The organism is Flexivirga sp. YIM B11880 (assembly GCF_058148645.1).
In genome coordinates, this window is the sequence record NZ_JBMAMH010000009.1 from 98,088 (window position 1) to 116,561 (window position 18,474).

Consider the following 18,474-nt stretch of genomic DNA (forward strand, 5'->3'; position numbering starts at 1 on the left):
CATCCGTCACAGGAGCACCAGCCATGCCGGCAAGACGCCTCTCAGGGCGCCGAATCCGGAATGGCCGGACTGATCTCGTAGGCCTGGGTCGGCGTCATCGCGAGGCCGTTCACGGTGACCGTGCGGTCGGTGCTGACCTGCGCACATCCGGTGGCCGAGGTGACGGTCGTCGCGTGCTCGTCACCGGAGGGCGACTCGGCCGGCCGGTCCGGCGAGGTGCGGCCCGCCGACGATGCGATGGTGCTCGGGACGCCCGACGAACCGGAGGACCGGGGAACGGCAGGCCCGCTCGTCGCGCTGCTCAGGCTCACATCGTCGGCGATCTCGGTGAAGAGCTTGCGTGCGCTGGACGCCGCGACGACCGCGTTGAGATCGGCCGGGTCGGGTGTCGTGGGCATCGTCACGAATGTCGTTCGGGAGCCCGGAACCTCACTCAGCTGGTAGGCCAACGAGGTGAGTTTGGTGACACTGCCGAGCCCGGTGTCGACGGTGACGGCGGAGGTGGCCGCGTTGGCGAGCTTCAGGACTTTGAGCGGGTCGGCGAGGGTGGACGCGCTCTCCATGTTGCGCAGCATCGAGGAGAGGAAGATGTGCTGCGCGACGGTCCGTCCGATGTCGCTGCCGTCACCGAAACCGTGCCGGGTGCGCAGGAACTCCAGCGCTGCCCGGCCCTGCAGTGTGTGCGTGCCCTTGCTCAGCTTCAGGTGCGAATAGGGGTCGTAGACGTCGTCGTCGACACAGACGGACACTCCCCCGATCGCATCGGACATCTTCACGACACCTTGGAAGTCAATGACCAGGAAGTGGTCGATGACGATGCCGGTCAGCTGATGGACGGCGGCGACCGTGCAGTTGACGCCGTACTGGAAGGTGCTGTTGATCCGGGCTGTCCGGCGAACCTCGGTCCCCGGGGTCGCGCTGTCCGTGCAGGCCGGCACGGTGATCATGGTGTCGCGCGGAATGCTCATCACGGTCGCGTTGCTGCGGTCTGCCGAGATGTGCACGATCATCAACACATCGGCATTGGCCGCGACGGACGTCGCCTTGGTGGAGGTCGCCGAGGCGGCCGAACAGTCGCCGCCGATCGCGCAGTCCGCGCTGCTGGCGCGGGTGTCGGAGCCGATCACCAGCACATTGATGGCGGCGTGCCCTGCCGGGTCCGTGGTCCGGTGACCGCCGGACGTCAGCGCAGCAGTCCGCAGGTTTCCGTTCAGATGCAGATAGAAGCCGATGCCGCTGCCGACGATCACCAGCAGGGCGATCAGCAGGCCGACGCCGATCCGCCGCCGCGCCACCTGGCGAGTCCGCGGCCCGACGTCCTCACCCATGACACCGGACGGTAGGTGTCCAACCCGCGCATTGGTCGTGCGCCGCCTGTACGTATGCCGAACGCGGCACGTCACGGGACGGTCACGATGTGCAGAACAGCGACCGATCTGCGCGAAATGTGGTGCGCATCACCGGCGGAGGGGATATGTTGCCGTTCGCAACATATTCAATGACAGCGGCTCGAGCCCGTGGATCGGCCCTCGAGTTGATCGGAAAGGTGGAACCATGCGCAAAGGTGCGCTCAGCACGGTGTGTGCGGTAGCAGGCATCGTCGCTCTCGCCGGCTGCGGAAGCAGCGGCGGCGGCTCCGGCAGCGGCGGCTCCAGCGGCGCCAAGACGTCGGCCGCGACCGGAAGCACGACCAGCGCCGGCAGCAGCGGCTCGTCGACCGCCGCGTCCGGCGGGATGGACGGCAAGGGTGCCAAGGTCGGCATCATCCTGCCCGACCGGCAGTCCTCCAACCGGTGGATCTCATCCGACCCCGAGGCGCTGAAGGCCCGGTGCAAGGCGGACAACCTCAACTGCGACATCCAGAACGCCAATGGCTCCGCACAGCAGATGACCACCATCGCGACGACGATGATGAACAACGGCGTCAAGGTCCTGGCGCTGGTCAACCTCGACTCCGCCTCCGCTGCGCAGATCGAGAAGACGGCCAAGTCCAAGAACGTCTACACCATCGACTACGACCGGCTGACCCTCGGCGGCTCGGCCAGCCTCTACGTGTCCTTCGACAACGTGAAGGTCGGCAAGCTGCAGGGCCAGACGCTCACCCAGTGCTCGGAGGTCAAGGGCAAGTCGGCGGTCAAGTATGTCGACCTCAACGGCGCGCCGACGGACAACAACGCCACGCTGTTCAAGCAGGGCTACGACTCGGTGCTGAAGAACCAGAAGGGCTGGACCAAGGTCGCCGACCAGTCGGTGCCCAACTGGGACAACCAGCAGGCGGGCATCATCTTCACCTCGATGCTGCAGAAGAACCCGTCGGTCAACGCGGTCATGGTCGCGAACGACGGTATGGCGGGCTCGGTCGTCACCGCCCTGAAGAAGCAGGGGCTGGCCGGCAAGGTCGCGGTGTCCGGTCAGGACGCCACGGTCGAAGGCCTGCAGCGGATCATGGACGGTACCCAGTGCTTCACGATCTACAAGCCGTCCAAGGAAGAGGCCTACCCGGTCGTCGACGCGGCCGCGCAGCTGGCCAACGGCCAGGCGCCGAAGACCACGCAGCACATCAAGGACACCCAGACCGGCCGTGAGGTGCCGGCCATCCTGGCCACGCCGATCGCCATCACCAAGGCCAACGTCGCCAAGCCGATCAACGACGGTTACACACCGAAGTCGACGACCTGCGCCGGCGCCTACGCCGCCAAGTGCACCGCGGTCGGCGTCAAGTAAGCACCGCTCAACTCGACCGAGGTAGGGCCGGGCGGACCGACCGTCCGCCCGGCCCCTCCCCCGCCGTCTAGGAGATACATGTCTGATCAGCCGATCCTGCAGCTGCGCGGGGTCAACAAGAGTTTCGGCGCCGTGCACGTGCTGCACGACGTCGACTTCGCGGCATACGCCGGAAAGGTCACCGCGCTCGTCGGCGACAACGGTGCCGGCAAGTCCACCCTCGTCAAGTGCATCGGTGGCACCTACACGATCGACTCGGGCACCTACGAGTTCGAGGGCAAACCCGAGCACGTCTCCGGACCGCGCGACGCCTCCGCGCTCGGCGTCGAGATCGTCTACCAGGACCTCGCACTCTGCGAGAACCTGGACGTCGTCCAGAACATGTTCCTCGGCCGTGAGCGCCTGCGCGGTCTCGTGCTGGACGAGGAGTCGATGGAGATCGCGGCCGCGGACACGCTGACGTCGTTGTCCGTGCGCACCCTGAAGTCGGTGCGCCAGCGGGTCTCCAGCCTCTCCGGCGGACAACGGCAGACAGTGGCGATCGCCAAGGCGGCCCTGTGGAAGTCGAAGGTCGTCATCCTGGACGAGCCGACCGCGGCGCTCGGCGTCGCGCAGACCGAGCAGGTGCTGGAGCTGGTGCGTCGCCTGGCGGACCAGGGCACCGCCGTCATTCTCATCTCGCACAACATGCTGGACGTCCTGCAGGTTGCCGACCGGATCTCGGTGCTCTACCTCGGCCGGCTCGCCGCCACCGTCGACCGGGCCGACGTCAACCAGACCCAGGTCGTCGAGCTGATCACCACCGGCCGCAGCGGAGACCTCGGCCTCCAGCCCACCACCTCCGGAGCACCAGCATGACCCCGCACCTGAGCAAGACCGCCACCGCCGCCGAAGTCGACGCCGCGGTGGACGAGAACGCAGCCGCAGCAACGACATTGCCGACCGGCAAGAGCGTCACCGGCTACCTGCACAACTACTGGCAGCGCATCCGCGGCGGCGACATGGGCTCCCTCCCGGCCGTGGCCGCGCTCGTGGTCCTCTATGTGGTGTTCTCCGTCGTGGAGACCGGCTTCTTCTCCAAGGCCAACTTCGCCAGCCTGATCACCCAGGCGGCACCGGGCATCCTGCTCGCGATGGGCCTGGTCTTCGTGTTGCTGCTGGCCGAGATCGACCTGTCGGCCGGCACCACCTCCGGCGTGAGCGGCGCCGTCGTCGCGGTGCTGCTGATGAAGAACTGGCCGTGGCCGCTCGCCGTCCTCGTCGCGCTCATCGTCGGCGCCGGGATCGGCCTGCTCATCGGCTGGATGCGCACCTTCCTGCGGGTGCCCTCGTTCGTGTCGACGCTGGCGCTCTTCCTGGGTCTGCAAGGCGTCGTGCAGATCATCGTGAACAGTGCCGGCACGCAGGGCAACCTGTCGTTGCGGAGCAACTCCCTCGTGGCGCTGGAGAACAGCAACATGCCGCAGTGGGCCGGCTGGGTGATGGCCGTCCTGGTCATCGTCGGGTATGCCGTGCAGAAGCTGCTCGCCGTGAACGCCCGGCGGCGCCGGAACCTGCCCACCGAGCCGCTCGTGATCACCGCCGTCAAAGTGGGCAGCATCGCGGCGCTCGCGATCGTCTTCACCGTCGTGCTGAACCTCAACCGGTCCACCATCACCGGTGGCACGCGGATCGTGCAGAAGGGCGGCAAACTCGTCACCGAGAAGGTCGGCGCGCCATACCTCGGCGGCGTGCCGTGGGTGGTGCCGGTGATCCTGGTGCTCGTCGTCGTGCTCGGCTTCGTGCTGAGCCGCACCCGCTACGGACGGCACATCTACGCCGTCGGCGGCAGCGACGAAGCCGCCCGCCGAGCCGGCATCAAGGTCAACTCGGTGCGCATCTCGGTCTTCGTCATCTGCTCGGTGCTCGCGAGCATCTCCGGTGTCGTGCTCGCCTCGCAGACGGCGGTCAACGCCTCGCAGGGCGGTGGCAACACGCTGCTGCTCGCGGTCGGTGCGGCCGTGGTGGGTGGCACCAGCCTCTTCGGCGGCAAGGGCAAGATCACCGACGCCGTCGTCGGTGGTTGCGTGGTCGCGGTGATCATCAACGGTATGGCGGACCTGCTCCGCGGCTCGAACAACTCCGCCTGGCAGTGGATCGTCACCGGCTTGGTGCTGCTGCTCGCCGCAACGGTCGACGCCGTCTCCAGGCGCCGCGCCGGCGCCACTGGGCTTGGCTGATGCCACCGGGCGCACGATCCGCAGCGCGCCCCGAGCAGATCCGTCGGCACAACCTGTCGGTCGTGCTGCGCCACCTCCACCTCCACGGACCACTGTCGCGGCCGGAGCTGGCGCGGCTGACCGGGCTCAACCGGAGCACGATCGGTGCGATCGTGGGCGACCTCGTCGAGCTCGGCATCGTCACCCAGCGCACGCCCACGCGCAGTCGTGACAAGGCGGGCCGGCCGCCATACCTCGTGGCGCTCCGGCCGGGCGCGGTGCACGTCATCGCGGTCGACGTCGACGTCTCGCAGGTGCAGGTGGCGACCATCGGGTTGTCGGGCACGGTGCTCGACCGCGTCGTGTGGCAGCACAAGGCCGGGTCGGCCCGGTCGGCGGTGAGGGTCGCCGACCGGGTCGCCGAGGCGGCGCGGGAGCTCAGCGCCGCCGCCGGCGACAGCATCCGGGTCGGGGTCGGCGTCAGTGTGCCGGCGATGATCGACAACCCGCAGGGCATCGTGGTCTATGCACCGAACCTGCAGTGGAGCAACGCGCCGTTCGGTGCCCTGCTGCGGGCGCGGCTGGCCGATCACGTACTGGTGGGCAACGACGCCGATCTTGCCCTCCTCGCCGAGCACCGGCGCGGCGTCGCGGCCGGTTTCTCCAACGTGGTGCTCGTCCTGGGCCGCGCCGGCGTCGGCGGTGGCGTGATCATCGGCGGCGACCTGTTGCGCGGAAGCCGCGGGTATGCCGGGGAGATCGGCCACGTCACCGTGCAGGCGGACGGCCCGGTCTGCCACTGTGGCAACCGCGGCTGCCTGGAGGAGTATGCCGGCGAGGCCGCCATCCTGCGCGCGGCGCAGGCCGCCGGGATCGACTCCCCCGAACTCGACGAGCTCTTCGAACGTGCGGCCGCCGGTGACGAGGTCGCCCGCGAGGTGGTGTCGTCGGTGGCACAGTGGCTGGGCCGCGGGCTGTCCAACGTGGCGCACGTGCTCAACCCGGAGGCGATCGTCGCCGACGGTCACCTGGCGGAGGTGCTGCGCCTCGCCGAGCCATCGGTCCGGATCGGGCTGCAGCGCGGCATGGTGACCATCGGCCGCGCACCGATCACGTTGCTGCAAGGGTCGATTCGGGACGCGTCACTCGTCGGGGCCGCCGAGCTGGCCTACGAGCGGCTCCTCGCCGCTCCCGATCTGATCACCGATCTCGTCCACAGCCGGTCAGCAGATCCGGTCGTCGGCGGTTAGCCTGGAGAGAACTCATTCGTTCTCCCGGGGAGGGACGGCACGTGGACGCGCTCTGGCTCATCCTCGCCATCGGCTCGATGCTGACCATGCTGGGCAGCGCATTCGTCCGGGGTCGGGAGGCGATCCTGCGGACCATCGCCAGCGCCGCGGTGATGGTCGGGCTGGCGTTCACCGACGCCGGCTGGATCGTGCAGGTCGGCATGGCCATCCTGCTGCTGTCCAGCACCGAGTTCCTCTTCCGCGCCTACTACAAGGTGCGGCGCGAGGTGCAAGCGTCGTTCGGCTGCCTCGCGGCCGTGACCGCGGCCGCCCTCGCCACCGATCAGTTCCCCTGGGTCGTCTTCCCGATCGGCTGCGTGATCGTGCTGTGGTGCATCTCGGGCGGACCGCAACGCAACCGGCGCAAGGAAGCTCGAGCGTTGCAACGCAAGGCCTTTGCCGAAGCGTCGGTGCAGCAGTCGGCGGCCCGTGCGTCGGCGGAGCAGCTCAACCAGCTCTTCAACGACCGCCGGTTGCCGGCGCCGCACCGCCAGAAGCTGCATGCCCTGCTGCACCGTGCCGACGCACTGCACACGGAGTTGCGGTCCCGCCAGGCCGGCGACCGGTTGGTCTTCGAGGTGGAGCAGATCCACGACGATTTCGCACCCACCGCGGTGCGCGGCTACCTCGCGCTGCCCCCGGCCACCGCGGACACTCAGCCGTTGCAGGACGGCAAGACCGGAGCACAGTTGCTCGACGAACAGCTGACCCTGTTGGACGGAGCACTGGACGACATCGTCGCGGAAGCACGCACGCACGGCGCGGAGGGACTGCTCGCGAGTTACCGCTTCCTGCAGGACAAGTTCGGGCCGCCCGGCAACGAGCTCAAGCTCTGACGCCGGTATGGCGGGCGCCTCCCGTCAGGTGAGCGTCGGTCCCCCGCCGGGCATCTTGTCGAGCAACTCGCGCGCCTGCATCGCGAACTTGTGCTCGACCAGCACCTCGTACTTCGTCGCTACCACCTGGGTCACCGACTGGAAGTCGCGCTGGCCGCTGGTCAGGTTGTAGCCGATCGCCGCCCAGACGGCGCCGAAGATCGCACCGAAGATGACCGTCGACACGACGACGCCGAGGACGTTCACCGACTCGAACATCGACAGGATCAGTCCGATGAACACGCCGAACCAGGCGCCCGACAACGCACCACCGGCCAGCACCCGGCCCCAGGTGAGCCGGCCGACGACTCGCTCGATCTGCTTCAGCTCGGTGCCGACGATCATGCAGTTCTCGACCGGGAACTCGTTGTCCGACAGGTAGTCGACGGCACGCTGCGCGTCGCGGTAGTCGGTGTAGATGCCCAGCGACATCGGGTACTCGAGGGTCAGTCCGGCACGGAGGCCGGCGCCCTGACGGTTGAAGCCGCCGCTCATCGGACTCGACATACAGCTCACCCTAGCGATGCGGCGCCCGACGGCCGCAGCCGAGGACTGCGAATGGTGGGGCGACTGGGGCTTGAACCCAGGACCGACGGATTATGAGTCGCTTCAAACCCGTCCTGACCGGTCCTGCCTTCTACTTTCACGCCCGGAATGGTGCGGCCGTTCACCTCCGGCATGCGGCCTGATTCTGCCTCATTCTGAGGCGTTTGGTAGCAAGCCGTTAGCACCGAGCCCGAGACCGCGGTGTCGGTGCTCCGAGATAGGAAGAACACCAACAACACAAGAAGCGACCCCCGCGACGTTGGAGCGCCCGGGGGTCCGATGACCAGTCATAGGAGGGCTGACCATGAGCAAGAAGATACAGGCTCAGACGGCAAACGGAGCGGGCACGAGCGCGGTTGACCCGTTCGAGCAGCTCGACCACGCAATGGCTGGCGTGCGGCTGCTGTCCAAGGCGATCCGGGAGGCGTCCGAGCGGGGCGACGCGCAGGCGATCCGCGGACTGTCCGACCTCCGCGACGACCTCAGCCGCGACGTCGACCGGTTGCTGAAAGCCACCGCCGCCCCGATGGCCGGACCAGCCGAGGAACCTGAGATCCGGGTCGGCGACGTCGTGCGAGTCGGGAAGGGCGCGATGCTCTGGCAGGTGATCGATGAAGACGGCGACCGGCTGGTGTGTCAGTCTCGGCGGAGGATGCAGAAGACCTACGCTCAGGACCGGCTTACCCTCGTCTGCCGGCAAGGCGACCCGTCGATGACGTGGTACACCTACCTGTGCGAGCGGTGCATGGAGTCGCGCTGGCAGGGTCTGGACCACGGGCGGAGATGGATGCACTGCCCGGTATGTCACAGGGAGACGGCGCACGATTCGTCCCCTGGCGGAAGTGACGAGTTCCGCGAGAGTTCGAACGCGAAGCGCGCCCCCGAGCTCGGCAAGCAGCTTCGGCTGCTCGAGGACAGCCTCGTGATGCTCGACCAGCTCGGCGTGCGAGTCATCATCGAGGAACTCAAGGAGAGCGACTGTCAGATGTACGTTGATCGAGGCCGTAGCAAGACGACGTGGTTCATCTACCTCGACGCCCGTTTGCCGATCGCCGACCAGGTCTTCTACCTCGGTAAGGCGTGGCGCGATCTCCTGCCGGCCAACGAACACCGTTGGTCGGAAAACGAGTGGGTTCGCGACGCGGACGACCCAGAGATGGAGTATTACCGCCTCAGCTGGCCACACGAGCGCGCGCTCGTGGACGACGACGCGATCCGGAGGGCCCTCCGATGACGAGAATCGACCCGTGGAGGGCGGCGCTCGGCGCACGCATCCGCGAAGCTCGCACGGCGGAGGGGTGGAGCTGGAGCATGGTGGATCGCCGGTCGGGCGTGCCGAAGACGACCTGGGCACGGCTGGAGGCCGGCCGGGAGGTGTCTGACCACACCCTCATTCACGCCGAGAGGGCGCTCGGATGGGAGCCCGGAGAGTGTTTCCGGGTGATGGCGGACGAGATCGACAAAGCTCGGGCTGGGGGCGCGGCGGCCGATCGGTAGATGATCGGATGTGGCGCCGGCCATGGGTGCCGAGACGGCCTCGGTGATTTGCGTAGGCATGGCGCGGTGGCCTCCGATCGGTGGGACGATGACGGAATGACGTGGAGCGAGACGGATGTCGACTGGTCACGGTTGAAGACGAAGCACTTCGAAGACGCCGAATGCGGCGGGTGGACCTGCATGGACTGCGGGGGGCATATCGCGGCCGACGGCCCGGAGGACGAACCGGAGCTACCGATCAGGACTCACTACGCGGAGCATTACGGGAAAGAAGTCCATGGCATCGTTCTCGACTGACTGGCGCTGAGCACGTGTGGCGGTTGACGTCGATGACGTGCGAGGTCCACGCCGGCGTGCCACTGGGGCGTTTTCGTCGTCCTCGAGCACCAGCGGCTCCGGCCACCCGCACAACCTCACCACCCGGTCGAACTCCTCCGCGATCTCCCGCGGCCACCCACCGTGCCGGCGCGTGTCGGCCGGTGCATCAGATAGCCGTACTCCTTCGCCAATGCGCCGCCACCCAACAACGCGAAGCCGCTTGCTGCCGCCTGGAGCCACTCGAGCCCAGCCACGGCCGCCGGCCGTCCAGTGTGTTTGTGATCAACCCGGTCAACAACAACTTCTACCCGCTGTAATCCACGAGCTCGACGTCCGTGACCTTTGCAGTGATCTTTCGATCGGTCGCGATCTGAACTTCCTCCTCATCTTGTACCGACGCACTGCCGTCGCCGGTCATCGTGAAGGTGTTCGTGTAGGGGTCTTCGGAGCCGACGATCTGGTAGGTCACCTCGACGGTCTGTGAGGAGTCGAACTCCTCACCCGAGTAGGTCGGCTTGACGCGGAAGCTGACGTTGCAGCCGGCGGACCCGAAACATCGCTTGCTGAGGATCTTGAGACCGATCGTGAAGTCCGAGCTGGTGGGCACGTAGCCTGTGTCGGTCGTCGTGTCCGATGCCTCAGCTGTGACGGTCTCGGTCTCCGTCACGACCTGCGTGGCCGTTTTGGTGATGGTCTTCGTGGCCGCGGAGCCGCCGCTACTACATGCCCCGGTCATCATCACCGCGATGGCGAGCCCTCCGGCTCCGTACAGACGTAGCTTCATGCTCAGCCCCTTTCCTCCCGTGTCCGGCTGTGACGAGCCCGGGCCTCCCATCCCAAGTCATACATCCGGGCGAGCGGCGGCGTCACCGGAATCGGGAATCTTCAGCCCCCCATTTTCCGCAACAGATGTGCCGACTGGGCGTCCTTGGAGCGGCGGCCGGCCAGGCCGTTCTCGACGTGCTTGGGCAGAATCTTCCACGCGGTCTGAATCGTTGCCATGAGCTTCTCGTTCGAGGCAACCACCCGCTTCGCCTCAGCGGACGTCATGCCCCCGCCGGCGGGGACGACCACGGTCTGTGTGGACTGTGCCGGCACCGCGTGCCGCCACGCCGACAGGTAGCCGTCGGCGGCATACCGGGTGCCCTTCGGGATCAGGTCGTACCCGTAGAAGTCGGCCACCGCGTGCGTCAGGTCGATGTTCCGCGGTTGCCGTGAGTCGCGGGCCAGCGGGATGTACGCCTCCGGTCCGGCCTCACCCCACAGGATCGGCTTGCTCGATACCATCGCGGGCCGTCGTACACCACCGGCCGCCATCCGCTGCACCCCGTTGCCGTCAAGGATGGAGCCCTTGGCGTTGAAACGGGGCTGGCCGTGCCGGGCCAGGTTGTCGCCCGGGTGAATCTCCTTGTAAACGGTGGTGATTGAGATCGTCTTGGATTGTGCGGCCCGAAGCGCGGCCATGATCTGCTGGTAGGCGTTGACTGCACCGGGGGCCGACGTGTCGATCGTGACCCGGCGCCCGTCCGCTGAGGCAGCGGCGCCCCGGATGTTGTCGATCTTCCGGCGCGTGTCCACCGCCAACGGAGCGGACGTGGAGATGGTGACCTTCCGGCCGTTGGTCGCGATCTGCGCGCCGTAGATCTGGTTGATCAGGCCGATCACCTTCGGCGCGTTCGGTGTGGACGCAGGGATGATCACGCTCTTGCCGTCGGCGTCGACCGCGACCCGGCCGATTCGCGTCAGAATGTCGATAGTCGCCTTCGAGTTCAGCGTGCTCGTCGGGATCTGCACGTTGCCGTTGGCGTCGAGGCGGGCGCCCTTCACGTTGAGCAGCGCGTCGAGGGTTTCCCGGTCACCGATCGACTTGATCGTCACCTTCTTGCCAGATGCCGAAAGAGCGGCGTTATCAACCGAGTACAGGAGCTTGGCGACCTGCTCGGCGTTCGGAGTGTCAGCCGGGATGACTACCTTCCGTCCCTGCAGTGAGACGACGACGTTGCCCACCCGGTCAAGCTTGTACATCGCGTCGTCGAGCCCGTCGACCTCGACGTCGGTGTGTAGACCCTTCGCCAGCGGGAGCCACTTGTCCGCCAGTTTGGTCGCTTCCTCAGCGGTGTAACCGACCTGCTTCGCATGCGCGATCAGTTCTCTACGCCCCTCGGCGAGGATCGCGTTCGCGGCCTTCTGGTCGTGCGAGTTGTTCACTAGGTCGGCCGCGTATTTGGTCGTCGCAGAGGCGAGGCCGAGGAGCGCTTGCTGGTTCTTCATGCCCTTGCTGGACATGAGATCGGTGTTCTTCCCGTTCTCCTTGATCGCCTTGTTCGCGTCGAGAATCGCCTGGTTGAAGCCGAGCTGACTGTTCGACTGGGCCTGGGCGGCGCTACCCACGTCCTGGTAGCCCTGCACCAACGCCTTCAGGGCGTCCGCGGCCTTCTGCGCCGCGGCGGCTTGCTTCTCGCCCGCGGTCTGGCCTTTCGTTCCGGCGTCCTCGGACTCCTCGCCCGCCTTCACGCCGGCCTCGCCGAGCTGCTTCCACTTGTGCTTGGCGTCCTCGACGACCTTGTTCTGTCCGCCGACCGCGTCGGTGATCTGCCGGGCCATGTCCCGCTGGGACGCCTTGAACGGGTTCGTCTTTGCGACGGAGTCGCTGATGTCGAGGTACTTGCCCAGCTGCTTGTTCAGGGCGTCGTTAGCGCCGGTCTGGCCGAGCGCGGCGTCGGTCATGGTGCGCAGCTTCACGCCGAGCGCATCCGCCGCGTTCATCAGCCCCTTGTCCTGCAGCTCCTGAGCCACCTTGGCGCGCGTGTTGTCAGTGATGGCGCCAGTGTTCGAGTCCAGGGTTCCGGTCAGGTCGTTGACCTTCTGCTGGTAGTCCGCCGCGGCCTGCTTCGCCTTCTGGGTGTGGGAGACCCACGCAGTGAGCGCGAGCACGCCGCCGGTGATCGCCAGACCCCACGGGCCGCCGAGGGCACCCACAAGTCCGCCAGCGGCGCTCCGCAGCCCGGAAAACGACGCCCGCACCACTCCCAGCGTCCTCGGCAGTCGCGAGGCGGACGCTGCCGTCGTCTCGAAGGTGCGGGCCATCCGAGCGAGACTGCCGTTGCCGGTTCCGACGGCGGCCACCGTGGCATTGAAGCGCCCGACTTGAGGTGCGGCCTCACGCGCGAGCTGCCCGACAGTCCGCAGATGGGTGCCCCAGCCCGCGATCGCTGACCCGGCCCCTCGCAACTGGGCTCGCCCGGACGCGATCCGGTCGGCGAACACGCGTTGCGCGATCCCGACCGTCACCAACGCCGCCGCGGCCTGCTGTACAGGCCCGGGCAGCCGGCCGAAAGCGCCGACCAGGGACGACACTGGGGTGAGGATCATCCCGACCGCGGTGGCCGCGAACGTGGCCGTCTGGGTGATCCCGCGGAGGGCGCCGTTCGCGCCGGTGCCGGCGGTGATGAAGTCGCCCTGCAGGGTCGCGACGAGCTTCTTGATGTCGCCGTTGAGGTTGTCCATCCGGGTGCGGGCGTTGGTCGCGGCGGTGCCGGACTTGTTGACCCCGTCGATCCATTTCTGTGTCCCGGTGGCCCCGTTGTTGTAGAGCACGGTCGCGGCCCGGACGGCGTCCGATCCGAAGATCGTTGCCAGGGCCGCGTTTCGGGCTGCCGGCGTCATGTCCTTCATCCGGTCGCGGAGCTGGCCGGCGAAGGTCGACAGGCCGACGAATTTGCCCTGCGAGTCGTACACCTGTAGGCCGAGGTCTTGGATCTCGGCTTTGGCCTTGCTGGAGGGGTTCTGCAACGCCATGAACATCGACTTCAGCGACGTGCCGGCGTCGGAGCTTTTCAGCCCGGCCTGGTCGAACATCGCGAGGACACCGACGGTGTCTTCGAAACTCAGCCCCATGGCGGCGGCCACGTTGCCGCCCTGCCGCAGCGCCTGCGAGAGGGAGTCGACGGACGCGGTGGACATGTTGGCGCCGTTGGCGAGGACGTCGGCGATGTGCCCGACGTCGCCAGCCTTGAGGTGGAAGACGGTCATGGCGTTCGCGGCGGTCTCGGCCGCGTCCGCAGTCGCGACGCCGCCGGCGGCCGCCAAGGTGAGGGCACCGGTCAACGCCCCGCCGATGATGTCCGAGGCGGACAGGCCGGCCTTCGCCAGGTCCTCCGCGGCATTCGCCGACTCGGTTGCGGTGAAACCAAACTGGGTGCCCGCGCCCTTGATGTAATCCGTCAGCTTGGCGAATTCGGCCGGCGTCGCCTGCACGTTGGCACGTACCGCGGACATGGCCGACTCGAAGTCAGCGAACGACTTCACCGCGCCCACCACACCGAGCGTCAGGCCGCCGGTCAGTAGCCCGGTGAGGCCGCCGAGCGAGCTGGTGAGGCCGCGCGTCCGCCCGACGCTGCGCTCGGCGGTGTTCGCCAACTGCTGCGTCGACGTACCCGCCTGCCGCATGCCGGCGACGTACTGCCCAATCTCTGCGATCAGGCGAACCCTGATTGACCGGTCAGGCACGACGACCACCCCCGCCCGTCACGGCCCTCAGGCCTTCCCGGCGGCCAGCAGGGCGGCGACAGCCGGCGGGAGCTCCGGCGCCACATCAGCGACGCCGTCGAAACCGTTGACGCTGATCGCCGCGCGGACGATCTCGCTGAACTGGAGCTCGCCGACCGCGTTGCGCAACGCCCGCCACTGCTTCCCCGACAACGTCTCGCCCTCGATGGTGCCGCCGACCTTGACGCACTCGACGAGCCGCTGCTCCTCTTGCTCGACTTCGGGGAACTTCTCGCGGATCTCTTCCATCTCGTCACTGGTGCAGGCGCGGACAGTCACACACAGGGCGTCGGCCGCGATCTGCGGAAGCAGTTCCTGCATCTGCACTGCGACGTCATAGAGGTCATCGAACGCCGCCGACGCGCCGTCGGTGCCGTCCTGCAGCTGCTGTGCCTCGTCACGGTTGACCGTTGCCTGCAGCTCCAAGAATCGCCGCTCCAGGCGGTCGTACTCGGCGCGGAGTCCAGCGTTCCGGCAGATCTGGACCGATCGTGCCGGCAACGACGCCCCGGCAATCCATCCGTCGAAGTCGAACCCGCCCGACGCTTCCTCGGTCGCCGCCTTCGTTTTCGTACCGTCCATGCCGTGCTCCTTCATGTCGTCTGCTCGCTGTGTCGTCATTCGTCGTCACCGGCCGCGGCCCGCGCCAGATGGTTGGCCGAAGCCTGCGCTTGCACCGCCCAGACCAGGGAACCCATCTGTGACGCCATCGCCGTCAAAGGCTCCGGTGCGGTCTCATGGATCGCCAGCCGATCCAACGCATGCACCATCAGCCGCTTCTCACGCTCCGTGGAGTCGATCGCCGCGTGCGCCAGCCTCAGCAGCGCCCGCTGTACCAGCAACGGCAACCGGGCGAACCGCTCTTCCTCGCTCACAGGCGAGCCGTCGTCGTCGCTCATCAGCCGGCCCGCCTCAGACCGCCACGAGCACGGTCGCCGCAGCCTCGCGCGCCTTCTCCAACGCGGACCGATCCCGTTCGATCGCGGACGGCCGGTTCACGACGGACGTCTGTAGCCGGTCACGCTCCCGCCGCAACTTCGGCAGCTCGAGCTGCGCCAGCTCGAGCTCATACGGGAGGCGGCCGTGCGCGGCGGCCTCCGCAAGCTTCGTCTCGATGGACTCGATGCGCTTCGTCAGGTCGGCGAGGTCAGCTGTCTCCCGCGTCAGCAGTTCCTCCTGCGCTCGTAGCCTCTCCTCGGCGCCGGCCAGTGGGTCGGAGAAGCCCGGCTGCGGCATCACACCACCGGCCCGCAACGACTCCGGCAGCTGCGCGAACGACAACTCCGGGAACGCCTCACGCACGTTCTCGCCGGCCGCCGCCGCCCGCAGAACCTTCTGCCGCAACTCCAACGCCGCCAACCGGGCCCGCAACTCACGATCTGCCGGCGCCGGCACCTTGATCCGGACCGCCCCACCGGGCTCACGCATCCTCGCCTGGTCGATCACCTTGTTGGGCGTCATCTGCTCCCACGGCGTGCCCGTGTGCTTCACCAACGCATCGAGCAACCGCGCGGTTTTCGCGTCAAATTCGTCGATCGCCCGCCGCGCCGCAGCGATCGGCCCGTTCAGCTCGTCCGCCTCCGCCATCACCGCAACCTCCCGAGCCGCCTGCAGCTTCGGCCCAATGGCAGCGATCGCACGCTCCGCGATGTCCGCCCGGTCCCGCGCCTCCTGCATCTCCCGCGGCAGACGCACCGCCGCGGTTTCGTCGGCAAGGACCACGGCGCCAGCACCAGCCTGCAGACGTTCCAACTCGGCGACCGCCTTCTCGCGCTCGCCGGTCCACTTCGCCAACGTCGCCTCGTGGGTGACGATCTGCGCAAGCGCCGTCTTACGTGCTGTCTGATCCTGTCCCGTGCTCATTCCTGCCTGCTTTCGCTGGTGGTGTCGTCGTCGCCGTACATGGCGGCGTGGAAGTCGGCCTCGGACACCTCGCCCATGGCGGGCAACCGTGGCCGGGGCGCCGTCGTGCCGTACATCGCGGCCAAGAAATCAGCCTCGGAGACCGCCATCGCCGCGGCATAGTCCTCCGTCGACGGCTGCCGCGGCGCCGGTCGCTCCGGTGGGCCGTCGAACCGTGCGGCCTTGCGTTCCAACACATCCCGGTCGATGGCGGAGAACTCGGTAGTGGAGCCGCCGAAGATCGCAGCGCTCGCCGCCGCATCCACGAACGACACGTAGAACCCATCAGCGAGGCCGGCCGTCGCACGCCGGGCATCCGACTCGCTCAACCCGACCTCGACGAAGTCCTGTGCCGTCGGGGTCGGCCCCTTCGGTGCCGAACTCTTCGTCATGCGCTCTTCCGATCCAGGTAGTCGTCCAACGCCTGCTGCGTGATGCACCAGTCGCGCCCCCTCCGTGTGGCCGAGAGTCGCCCAGCGCTACACAGCTGCCGAACTCGCCGAGGAGAGACTTTGAGCCTCTCGGCCACATCCCAGGAGGACAACTCCGATCCTGCAGGAGACCCCTCCCGCACCGCTTCCGCGCTTCCGTCAGCGGAAGCCCCTGCGGCAGAGGGCACTTCACGCTGCCGCTCCTGCAACTGCCGCGCCGCCTCACGCATCTGCCCCAACGCCAACTGCACCTCCCGCGCCGTCTGCCGTTCCACCTCCGAACCGCTGGCCGCCATCGATGCCCATGCCGCCAGCTGCGGCCCCACCAGCCGGACGATCACGGCCCCCGCATACGGCCCGATATGCGCCCCAAGGACAGCCCGGCGAGGCAACGGGGCACTGGGCACCGTCATGACCCCTCCACCCGCTCGGCCTTGCCCTGAGAAACGACGACACCAGCCCACGTGCCATGCCACACGAACGGCACGAGAGCAGCACACGCGTCGAGCACCGGGCAGCGAGCGCACGCCGTCGCAGCACGTCTTCGCGGTTCGAGGTCATCAGCAGTGAACTCATCCCACCGGCCAGCACACGGGATCCGCTGCCCTCGCTCGCCAGCCGCCAACAACCGGGCATCCAGTGCAGCCCAGGGGGCTGCCTCCGCAGCCCTCACTGCTCCGCCTCCAGCCCGGCGAGCACAGTGACGACGACCGCCCCCAGCTCAAGCTCGCGCGGCGTGATCCCGTGCTCGTCTCTGAGCCGCTCGAGTGTCCGAAGAATCGCCGACACCACCAGCTCGAGCCGAGTCACCGACTCCGCTGACTTCACCTCACGCAGGTACGCGTCAGCAGCCTCAGCTCGCGCTCCGAGCTCCGCAGCCCACAACTCAAGAACATCCCCGTCCAAGTCGCCGAAGGACGAGACCAGGTCCGGGAACGCGGCAGCCGTCGCCACGACCTCGCCATGCTCGACCAGGTGCGACCACGCCGCGACGATCCGCTCCACAGACACACGATCGCCGCTCATGAGAACACCCAAAGCAGGGCGCATACCGCGCCGACGAGCACGCCGGCGACGTAGCTGAACAGGTCCGGCGTCGAGGGCCTCAATACGGCCTCTCCGCAACGCCGTGCACGTTGCAGAGCGTTAGCAGACCACGATCTGACCTGCGCAAACACCGACCAAAACGGATCCCCTATCCGCCGGTTCATCGCCCGATCACCTCGCCCTTGACCGGCGCCGAACCCAGCGCCCGCAAGTGCTTCGCGACAATCGTCGCGACCGGCCCGCCCGGCGACACATCGTGACCCAACTCGACGAGCGTGCTGCGGATCACCGACACGACAGCCATGCTCTGCTGCTCGGTCACCTTCACCCGACGCTCCTCGAACCCCGAGCGCACGAGCATGTCGAGGAACTTCGCCGCCCGGTCCATCGCCCGCTCGTACAGGGCGACCTCCGCGCGCAGCTGCTCTGTGCCGGCGCCGTGCGCCGTGTATCGCACCTGCTTGAGCGAGTTCACCCGGCCGGCGAGCGCCTCCTTCATCGCCAACGCCTCATCGGCCAGCAGCGACAACGCCTCGAACGGGTCGGCGACGCCTTCCCGGGACTCGAACGCGATCGCGTTCTTCACCTCGGCTTCGACTTTCTCTGCGGCCAGCCGGCGCTGCGCCGCCGCAAGCGCCTGCTTCGACCTGCCGCCGTGCGCGTAGCAGACCCGCTGACCCTTCATCGCCCGCTGCCGGCACCGCTCCTGCGTCGTCTTCGACCGCGCATGACACCGGCCCGCGTCGCCGTCATCACCTGGGCCATGAGGTCCTACGCCAGCCCCGGACGGCCATGGAGTCGAGGCCGCGCTCATGATCGGCGGCTTTCTGGTGGGTGGGGTGTGCGGACGAGTGAGGTGGCGTCGCAGCCGTGGCATCGGCAGGCTTGCCATCCGGCGTGTGGTTTGCCGACGGGTGCCATGCGGGGGTCTGGGCAGTTTCGTCGGTGGGCGACGGGTGTTGCACTGTCGTGCGTTAAGACGGGGACAGGGGGACATGTCCCCCCCTGGCTTACACCTGCCCTCGCCCCCGCGATTGGACCTTTTATTGATATTTCGGGGTTTTTGAGGGTTTCGGTGTCGTTGTTCGTCGGGTTTAGA

General features: G+C 67.7%; 19 protein-coding genes. 8 read left to right on the forward strand and 11 right to left on the reverse strand.

Translation table 11 applies throughout. The features are described 5' to 3' along the window. Nucleotides 1–41: 41 nt before the first annotated feature. A complete protein-coding gene (locus ACN8HC_RS13915) occupies nt 42–1,328 on the reverse strand; it encodes an LCP family protein (protein WP_490075437.1) in 1,287 nt (428 codons plus the stop codon). A gap of 226 nt (nt 1,329–1,554) precedes the next feature. Between ACN8HC_RS13915 and ACN8HC_RS13920 the strand changes: the two genes are divergently transcribed. From ACN8HC_RS13920 to ACN8HC_RS13940, 5 genes are all read left to right on the forward strand, one after another. Further along, nucleotides 1,555–2,724 carry a sugar ABC transporter substrate-binding protein gene (locus ACN8HC_RS13920; protein WP_490075438.1) on the forward strand — a complete coding sequence of 390 codons (1,170 nt, stop codon included), beginning with the start codon at nt 1,555–1,557 and terminating at the stop codon, nt 2,722–2,724. Between the two features lie 78 nt (nt 2,725–2,802). Next, entirely contained in the window at nt 2,803–3,582 is a 780-nt protein-coding gene (locus ACN8HC_RS13925; protein ID WP_490075439.1) for an ATP-binding cassette domain-containing protein, read from the forward strand. Beyond that, the gene (locus ACN8HC_RS13930) at nt 3,579–4,943 is read left to right on the forward strand and encodes a sugar ABC transporter permease (RefSeq protein ID WP_490075440.1); all 1,365 of its coding nucleotides are present in this window, start codon (nt 3,579–3,581) and stop codon (nt 4,941–4,943) included. Before ACN8HC_RS13925 ends, ACN8HC_RS13930 begins: the two co-directional genes overlap by 4 nt. Further along, nucleotides 4,943–6,172, forward strand: a complete 1,230-nt coding sequence (locus tag ACN8HC_RS13935) for an ROK family protein (RefSeq protein ID WP_490075441.1) — start codon at nt 4,943–4,945, stop codon at nt 6,170–6,172. The genes ACN8HC_RS13930 and ACN8HC_RS13935 overlap by 1 nt, the downstream gene beginning before the upstream one ends. A gap of 41 nt (nt 6,173–6,213) precedes the next feature. Further along, complete coding sequence (locus ACN8HC_RS13940; protein ID WP_490075442.1) at nt 6,214–7,047, forward strand: hypothetical protein; 834 nt, start codon at nt 6,214–6,216, stop codon at nt 7,045–7,047. A 24-nt stretch (nt 7,048–7,071) separates the two neighbouring features. Here the strand turns inward: ACN8HC_RS13940 and ACN8HC_RS13945 are convergent, their stop codons facing one another. Continuing rightward, a complete protein-coding gene (locus tag ACN8HC_RS13945) occupies nt 7,072–7,593 on the reverse strand; it encodes a YflT domain-containing protein (protein WP_490075443.1) in 522 nt (173 codons plus the stop codon). 343 nt (nt 7,594–7,936) lie between these two features. Between ACN8HC_RS13945 and ACN8HC_RS13950 the strand changes: the two genes are divergently transcribed. From ACN8HC_RS13950 to ACN8HC_RS13960, 3 genes are all read left to right on the forward strand, one after another. After that, entirely contained in the window at nt 7,937–8,866 is a 930-nt protein-coding gene (locus ACN8HC_RS13950) for a hypothetical protein (RefSeq protein WP_490075444.1), read from the forward strand. Continuing rightward, entirely contained in the window at nt 8,863–9,129 is a 267-nt protein-coding gene (locus ACN8HC_RS13955) for a helix-turn-helix domain-containing protein (RefSeq protein ID WP_490075445.1), read from the forward strand. The genes ACN8HC_RS13950 and ACN8HC_RS13955 overlap by 4 nt, the downstream gene beginning before the upstream one ends. Nucleotides 9,130–9,225: 96 nt before the next feature. Further along, nucleotides 9,226–9,426, forward strand: a complete 201-nt coding sequence (locus ACN8HC_RS13960; RefSeq protein ID WP_490075446.1) for a hypothetical protein — start codon at nt 9,226–9,228, stop codon at nt 9,424–9,426. Nucleotides 9,427–9,751: 325 nt separating this feature from the next. Here ACN8HC_RS13960 and ACN8HC_RS13965 read toward each other — a convergent pair whose 3' ends face one another. From ACN8HC_RS13965 to ACN8HC_RS14005, 9 genes are all read right to left on the reverse strand, one after another. Beyond that, nucleotides 9,752–10,231, reverse strand: a complete 480-nt coding sequence (locus ACN8HC_RS13965; protein WP_490075447.1) for a hypothetical protein — start codon at nt 10,229–10,231, stop codon at nt 9,752–9,754. A 101-nt stretch (nt 10,232–10,332) separates the two neighbouring features. Beyond that, nucleotides 10,333–13,956 (reverse strand): phage tail tape measure protein, encoded by a 3,624-nt coding sequence (locus ACN8HC_RS13970; protein WP_490075448.1) that lies wholly within the window; start codon nt 13,954–13,956, stop codon nt 10,333–10,335. 27 nt (nt 13,957–13,983) lie between these two features. Next, entirely contained in the window at nt 13,984–14,577 is a 594-nt protein-coding gene (locus tag ACN8HC_RS13975) for a hypothetical protein (RefSeq protein WP_490075449.1), read from the reverse strand. 35 nt (nt 14,578–14,612) lie between these two features. Further along, nucleotides 14,613–14,894: a hypothetical protein gene (locus ACN8HC_RS13980; protein ID WP_490075450.1), complete on the reverse strand. Its 282-nt coding sequence runs from the start codon at nt 14,892–14,894 to the stop codon at nt 14,613–14,615. A gap of 13 nt (nt 14,895–14,907) precedes the next feature. Continuing rightward, nucleotides 14,908–15,858, reverse strand: coding sequence for a hypothetical protein (locus tag ACN8HC_RS13985; protein ID WP_490075451.1), 951 nt, complete (start codon nt 15,856–15,858; stop codon nt 14,908–14,910). Beyond that, nucleotides 15,855–16,289, reverse strand: coding sequence for a hypothetical protein (locus ACN8HC_RS13990; RefSeq protein WP_490075452.1), 435 nt, complete (start codon nt 16,287–16,289; stop codon nt 15,855–15,857). Before ACN8HC_RS13990 ends, ACN8HC_RS13985 begins: the two co-directional genes overlap by 4 nt. Next, nucleotides 16,286–16,741 (reverse strand): helix-turn-helix domain-containing protein, encoded by a 456-nt coding sequence (locus ACN8HC_RS13995; protein WP_490075453.1) that lies wholly within the window; start codon nt 16,739–16,741, stop codon nt 16,286–16,288. Before ACN8HC_RS13995 ends, ACN8HC_RS13990 begins: the two co-directional genes overlap by 4 nt. A gap of 256 nt (nt 16,742–16,997) precedes the next feature. Continuing rightward, nucleotides 16,998–17,354 carry a hypothetical protein gene (locus tag ACN8HC_RS14000; RefSeq protein WP_490075454.1) on the reverse strand — a complete coding sequence of 119 codons (357 nt, stop codon included), beginning with the start codon at nt 17,352–17,354 and terminating at the stop codon, nt 16,998–17,000. 181 nt (nt 17,355–17,535) lie between these two features. After that, nucleotides 17,536–18,060 (reverse strand): hypothetical protein, encoded by a 525-nt coding sequence (locus ACN8HC_RS14005; RefSeq protein ID WP_490075455.1) that lies wholly within the window; start codon nt 18,058–18,060, stop codon nt 17,536–17,538. Nucleotides 18,061–18,474: the final 414 nt, after the last annotated feature.

What these genes read in the sequence shown, in the direction of transcription:
- ACN8HC_RS13915 (WP_490075437.1), bottom strand. Translation starts at nt 1,328, where the DNA reads ATGGGTGAGGACGTCGGGCCGCGGACTCGCCAGGTGGCGCGGCGGCGG.
- ACN8HC_RS13920 (WP_490075438.1), top strand. Translation starts at nt 1,555, where the DNA reads ATGCGCAAAGGTGCGCTCAGCACGGTGTGTGCGGTAGCAGGCATCGTC.
- ACN8HC_RS13925 (WP_490075439.1), top strand. Translation starts at nt 2,803, where the DNA reads ATGTCTGATCAGCCGATCCTGCAGCTGCGCGGGGTCAACAAGAGTTTC.
- ACN8HC_RS13930 (WP_490075440.1), top strand. Translation starts at nt 3,579, where the DNA reads ATGACCCCGCACCTGAGCAAGACCGCCACCGCCGCCGAAGTCGACGCC.
- ACN8HC_RS13935 (WP_490075441.1), top strand. Translation starts at nt 4,943, where the DNA reads ATGCCACCGGGCGCACGATCCGCAGCGCGCCCCGAGCAGATCCGTCGG.
- ACN8HC_RS13945 (WP_490075443.1), bottom strand. Translation starts at nt 7,593, where the DNA reads ATGTCGAGTCCGATGAGCGGCGGCTTCAACCGTCAGGGCGCCGGCCTC.
- ACN8HC_RS13950 (WP_490075444.1), top strand. Translation starts at nt 7,937, where the DNA reads ATGAGCAAGAAGATACAGGCTCAGACGGCAAACGGAGCGGGCACGAGC.
- ACN8HC_RS13955 (WP_490075445.1), top strand. Translation starts at nt 8,863, where the DNA reads ATGACGAGAATCGACCCGTGGAGGGCGGCGCTCGGCGCACGCATCCGC.
- ACN8HC_RS13960 (WP_490075446.1), top strand. Translation starts at nt 9,226, where the DNA reads ATGACGTGGAGCGAGACGGATGTCGACTGGTCACGGTTGAAGACGAAG.
- ACN8HC_RS13965 (WP_490075447.1), bottom strand. Translation starts at nt 10,231, where the DNA reads ATGAAGCTACGTCTGTACGGAGCCGGAGGGCTCGCCATCGCGGTGATG.
- ACN8HC_RS13975 (WP_490075449.1), bottom strand. Translation starts at nt 14,577, where the DNA reads ATGGACGGTACGAAAACGAAGGCGGCGACCGAGGAAGCGTCGGGCGGG.
- ACN8HC_RS13980 (WP_490075450.1), bottom strand. Translation starts at nt 14,894, where the DNA reads ATGAGCGACGACGACGGCTCGCCTGTGAGCGAGGAAGAGCGGTTCGCC.
- ACN8HC_RS13985 (WP_490075451.1), bottom strand. Translation starts at nt 15,858, where the DNA reads ATGAGCACGGGACAGGATCAGACAGCACGTAAGACGGCGCTTGCGCAG.
- ACN8HC_RS13990 (WP_490075452.1), bottom strand. Translation starts at nt 16,289, where the DNA reads ATGACGAAGAGTTCGGCACCGAAGGGGCCGACCCCGACGGCACAGGAC.
- ACN8HC_RS13995 (WP_490075453.1), bottom strand. Translation starts at nt 16,741, where the DNA reads ATGACGGTGCCCAGTGCCCCGTTGCCTCGCCGGGCTGTCCTTGGGGCG.
- ACN8HC_RS14000 (WP_490075454.1), bottom strand. Translation starts at nt 17,354, where the DNA reads ATGAGCGGCGATCGTGTGTCTGTGGAGCGGATCGTCGCGGCGTGGTCG.
- ACN8HC_RS14005 (WP_490075455.1), bottom strand. Translation starts at nt 18,060, where the DNA reads ATGAAGGGTCAGCGGGTCTGCTACGCGCACGGCGGCAGGTCGAAGCAG.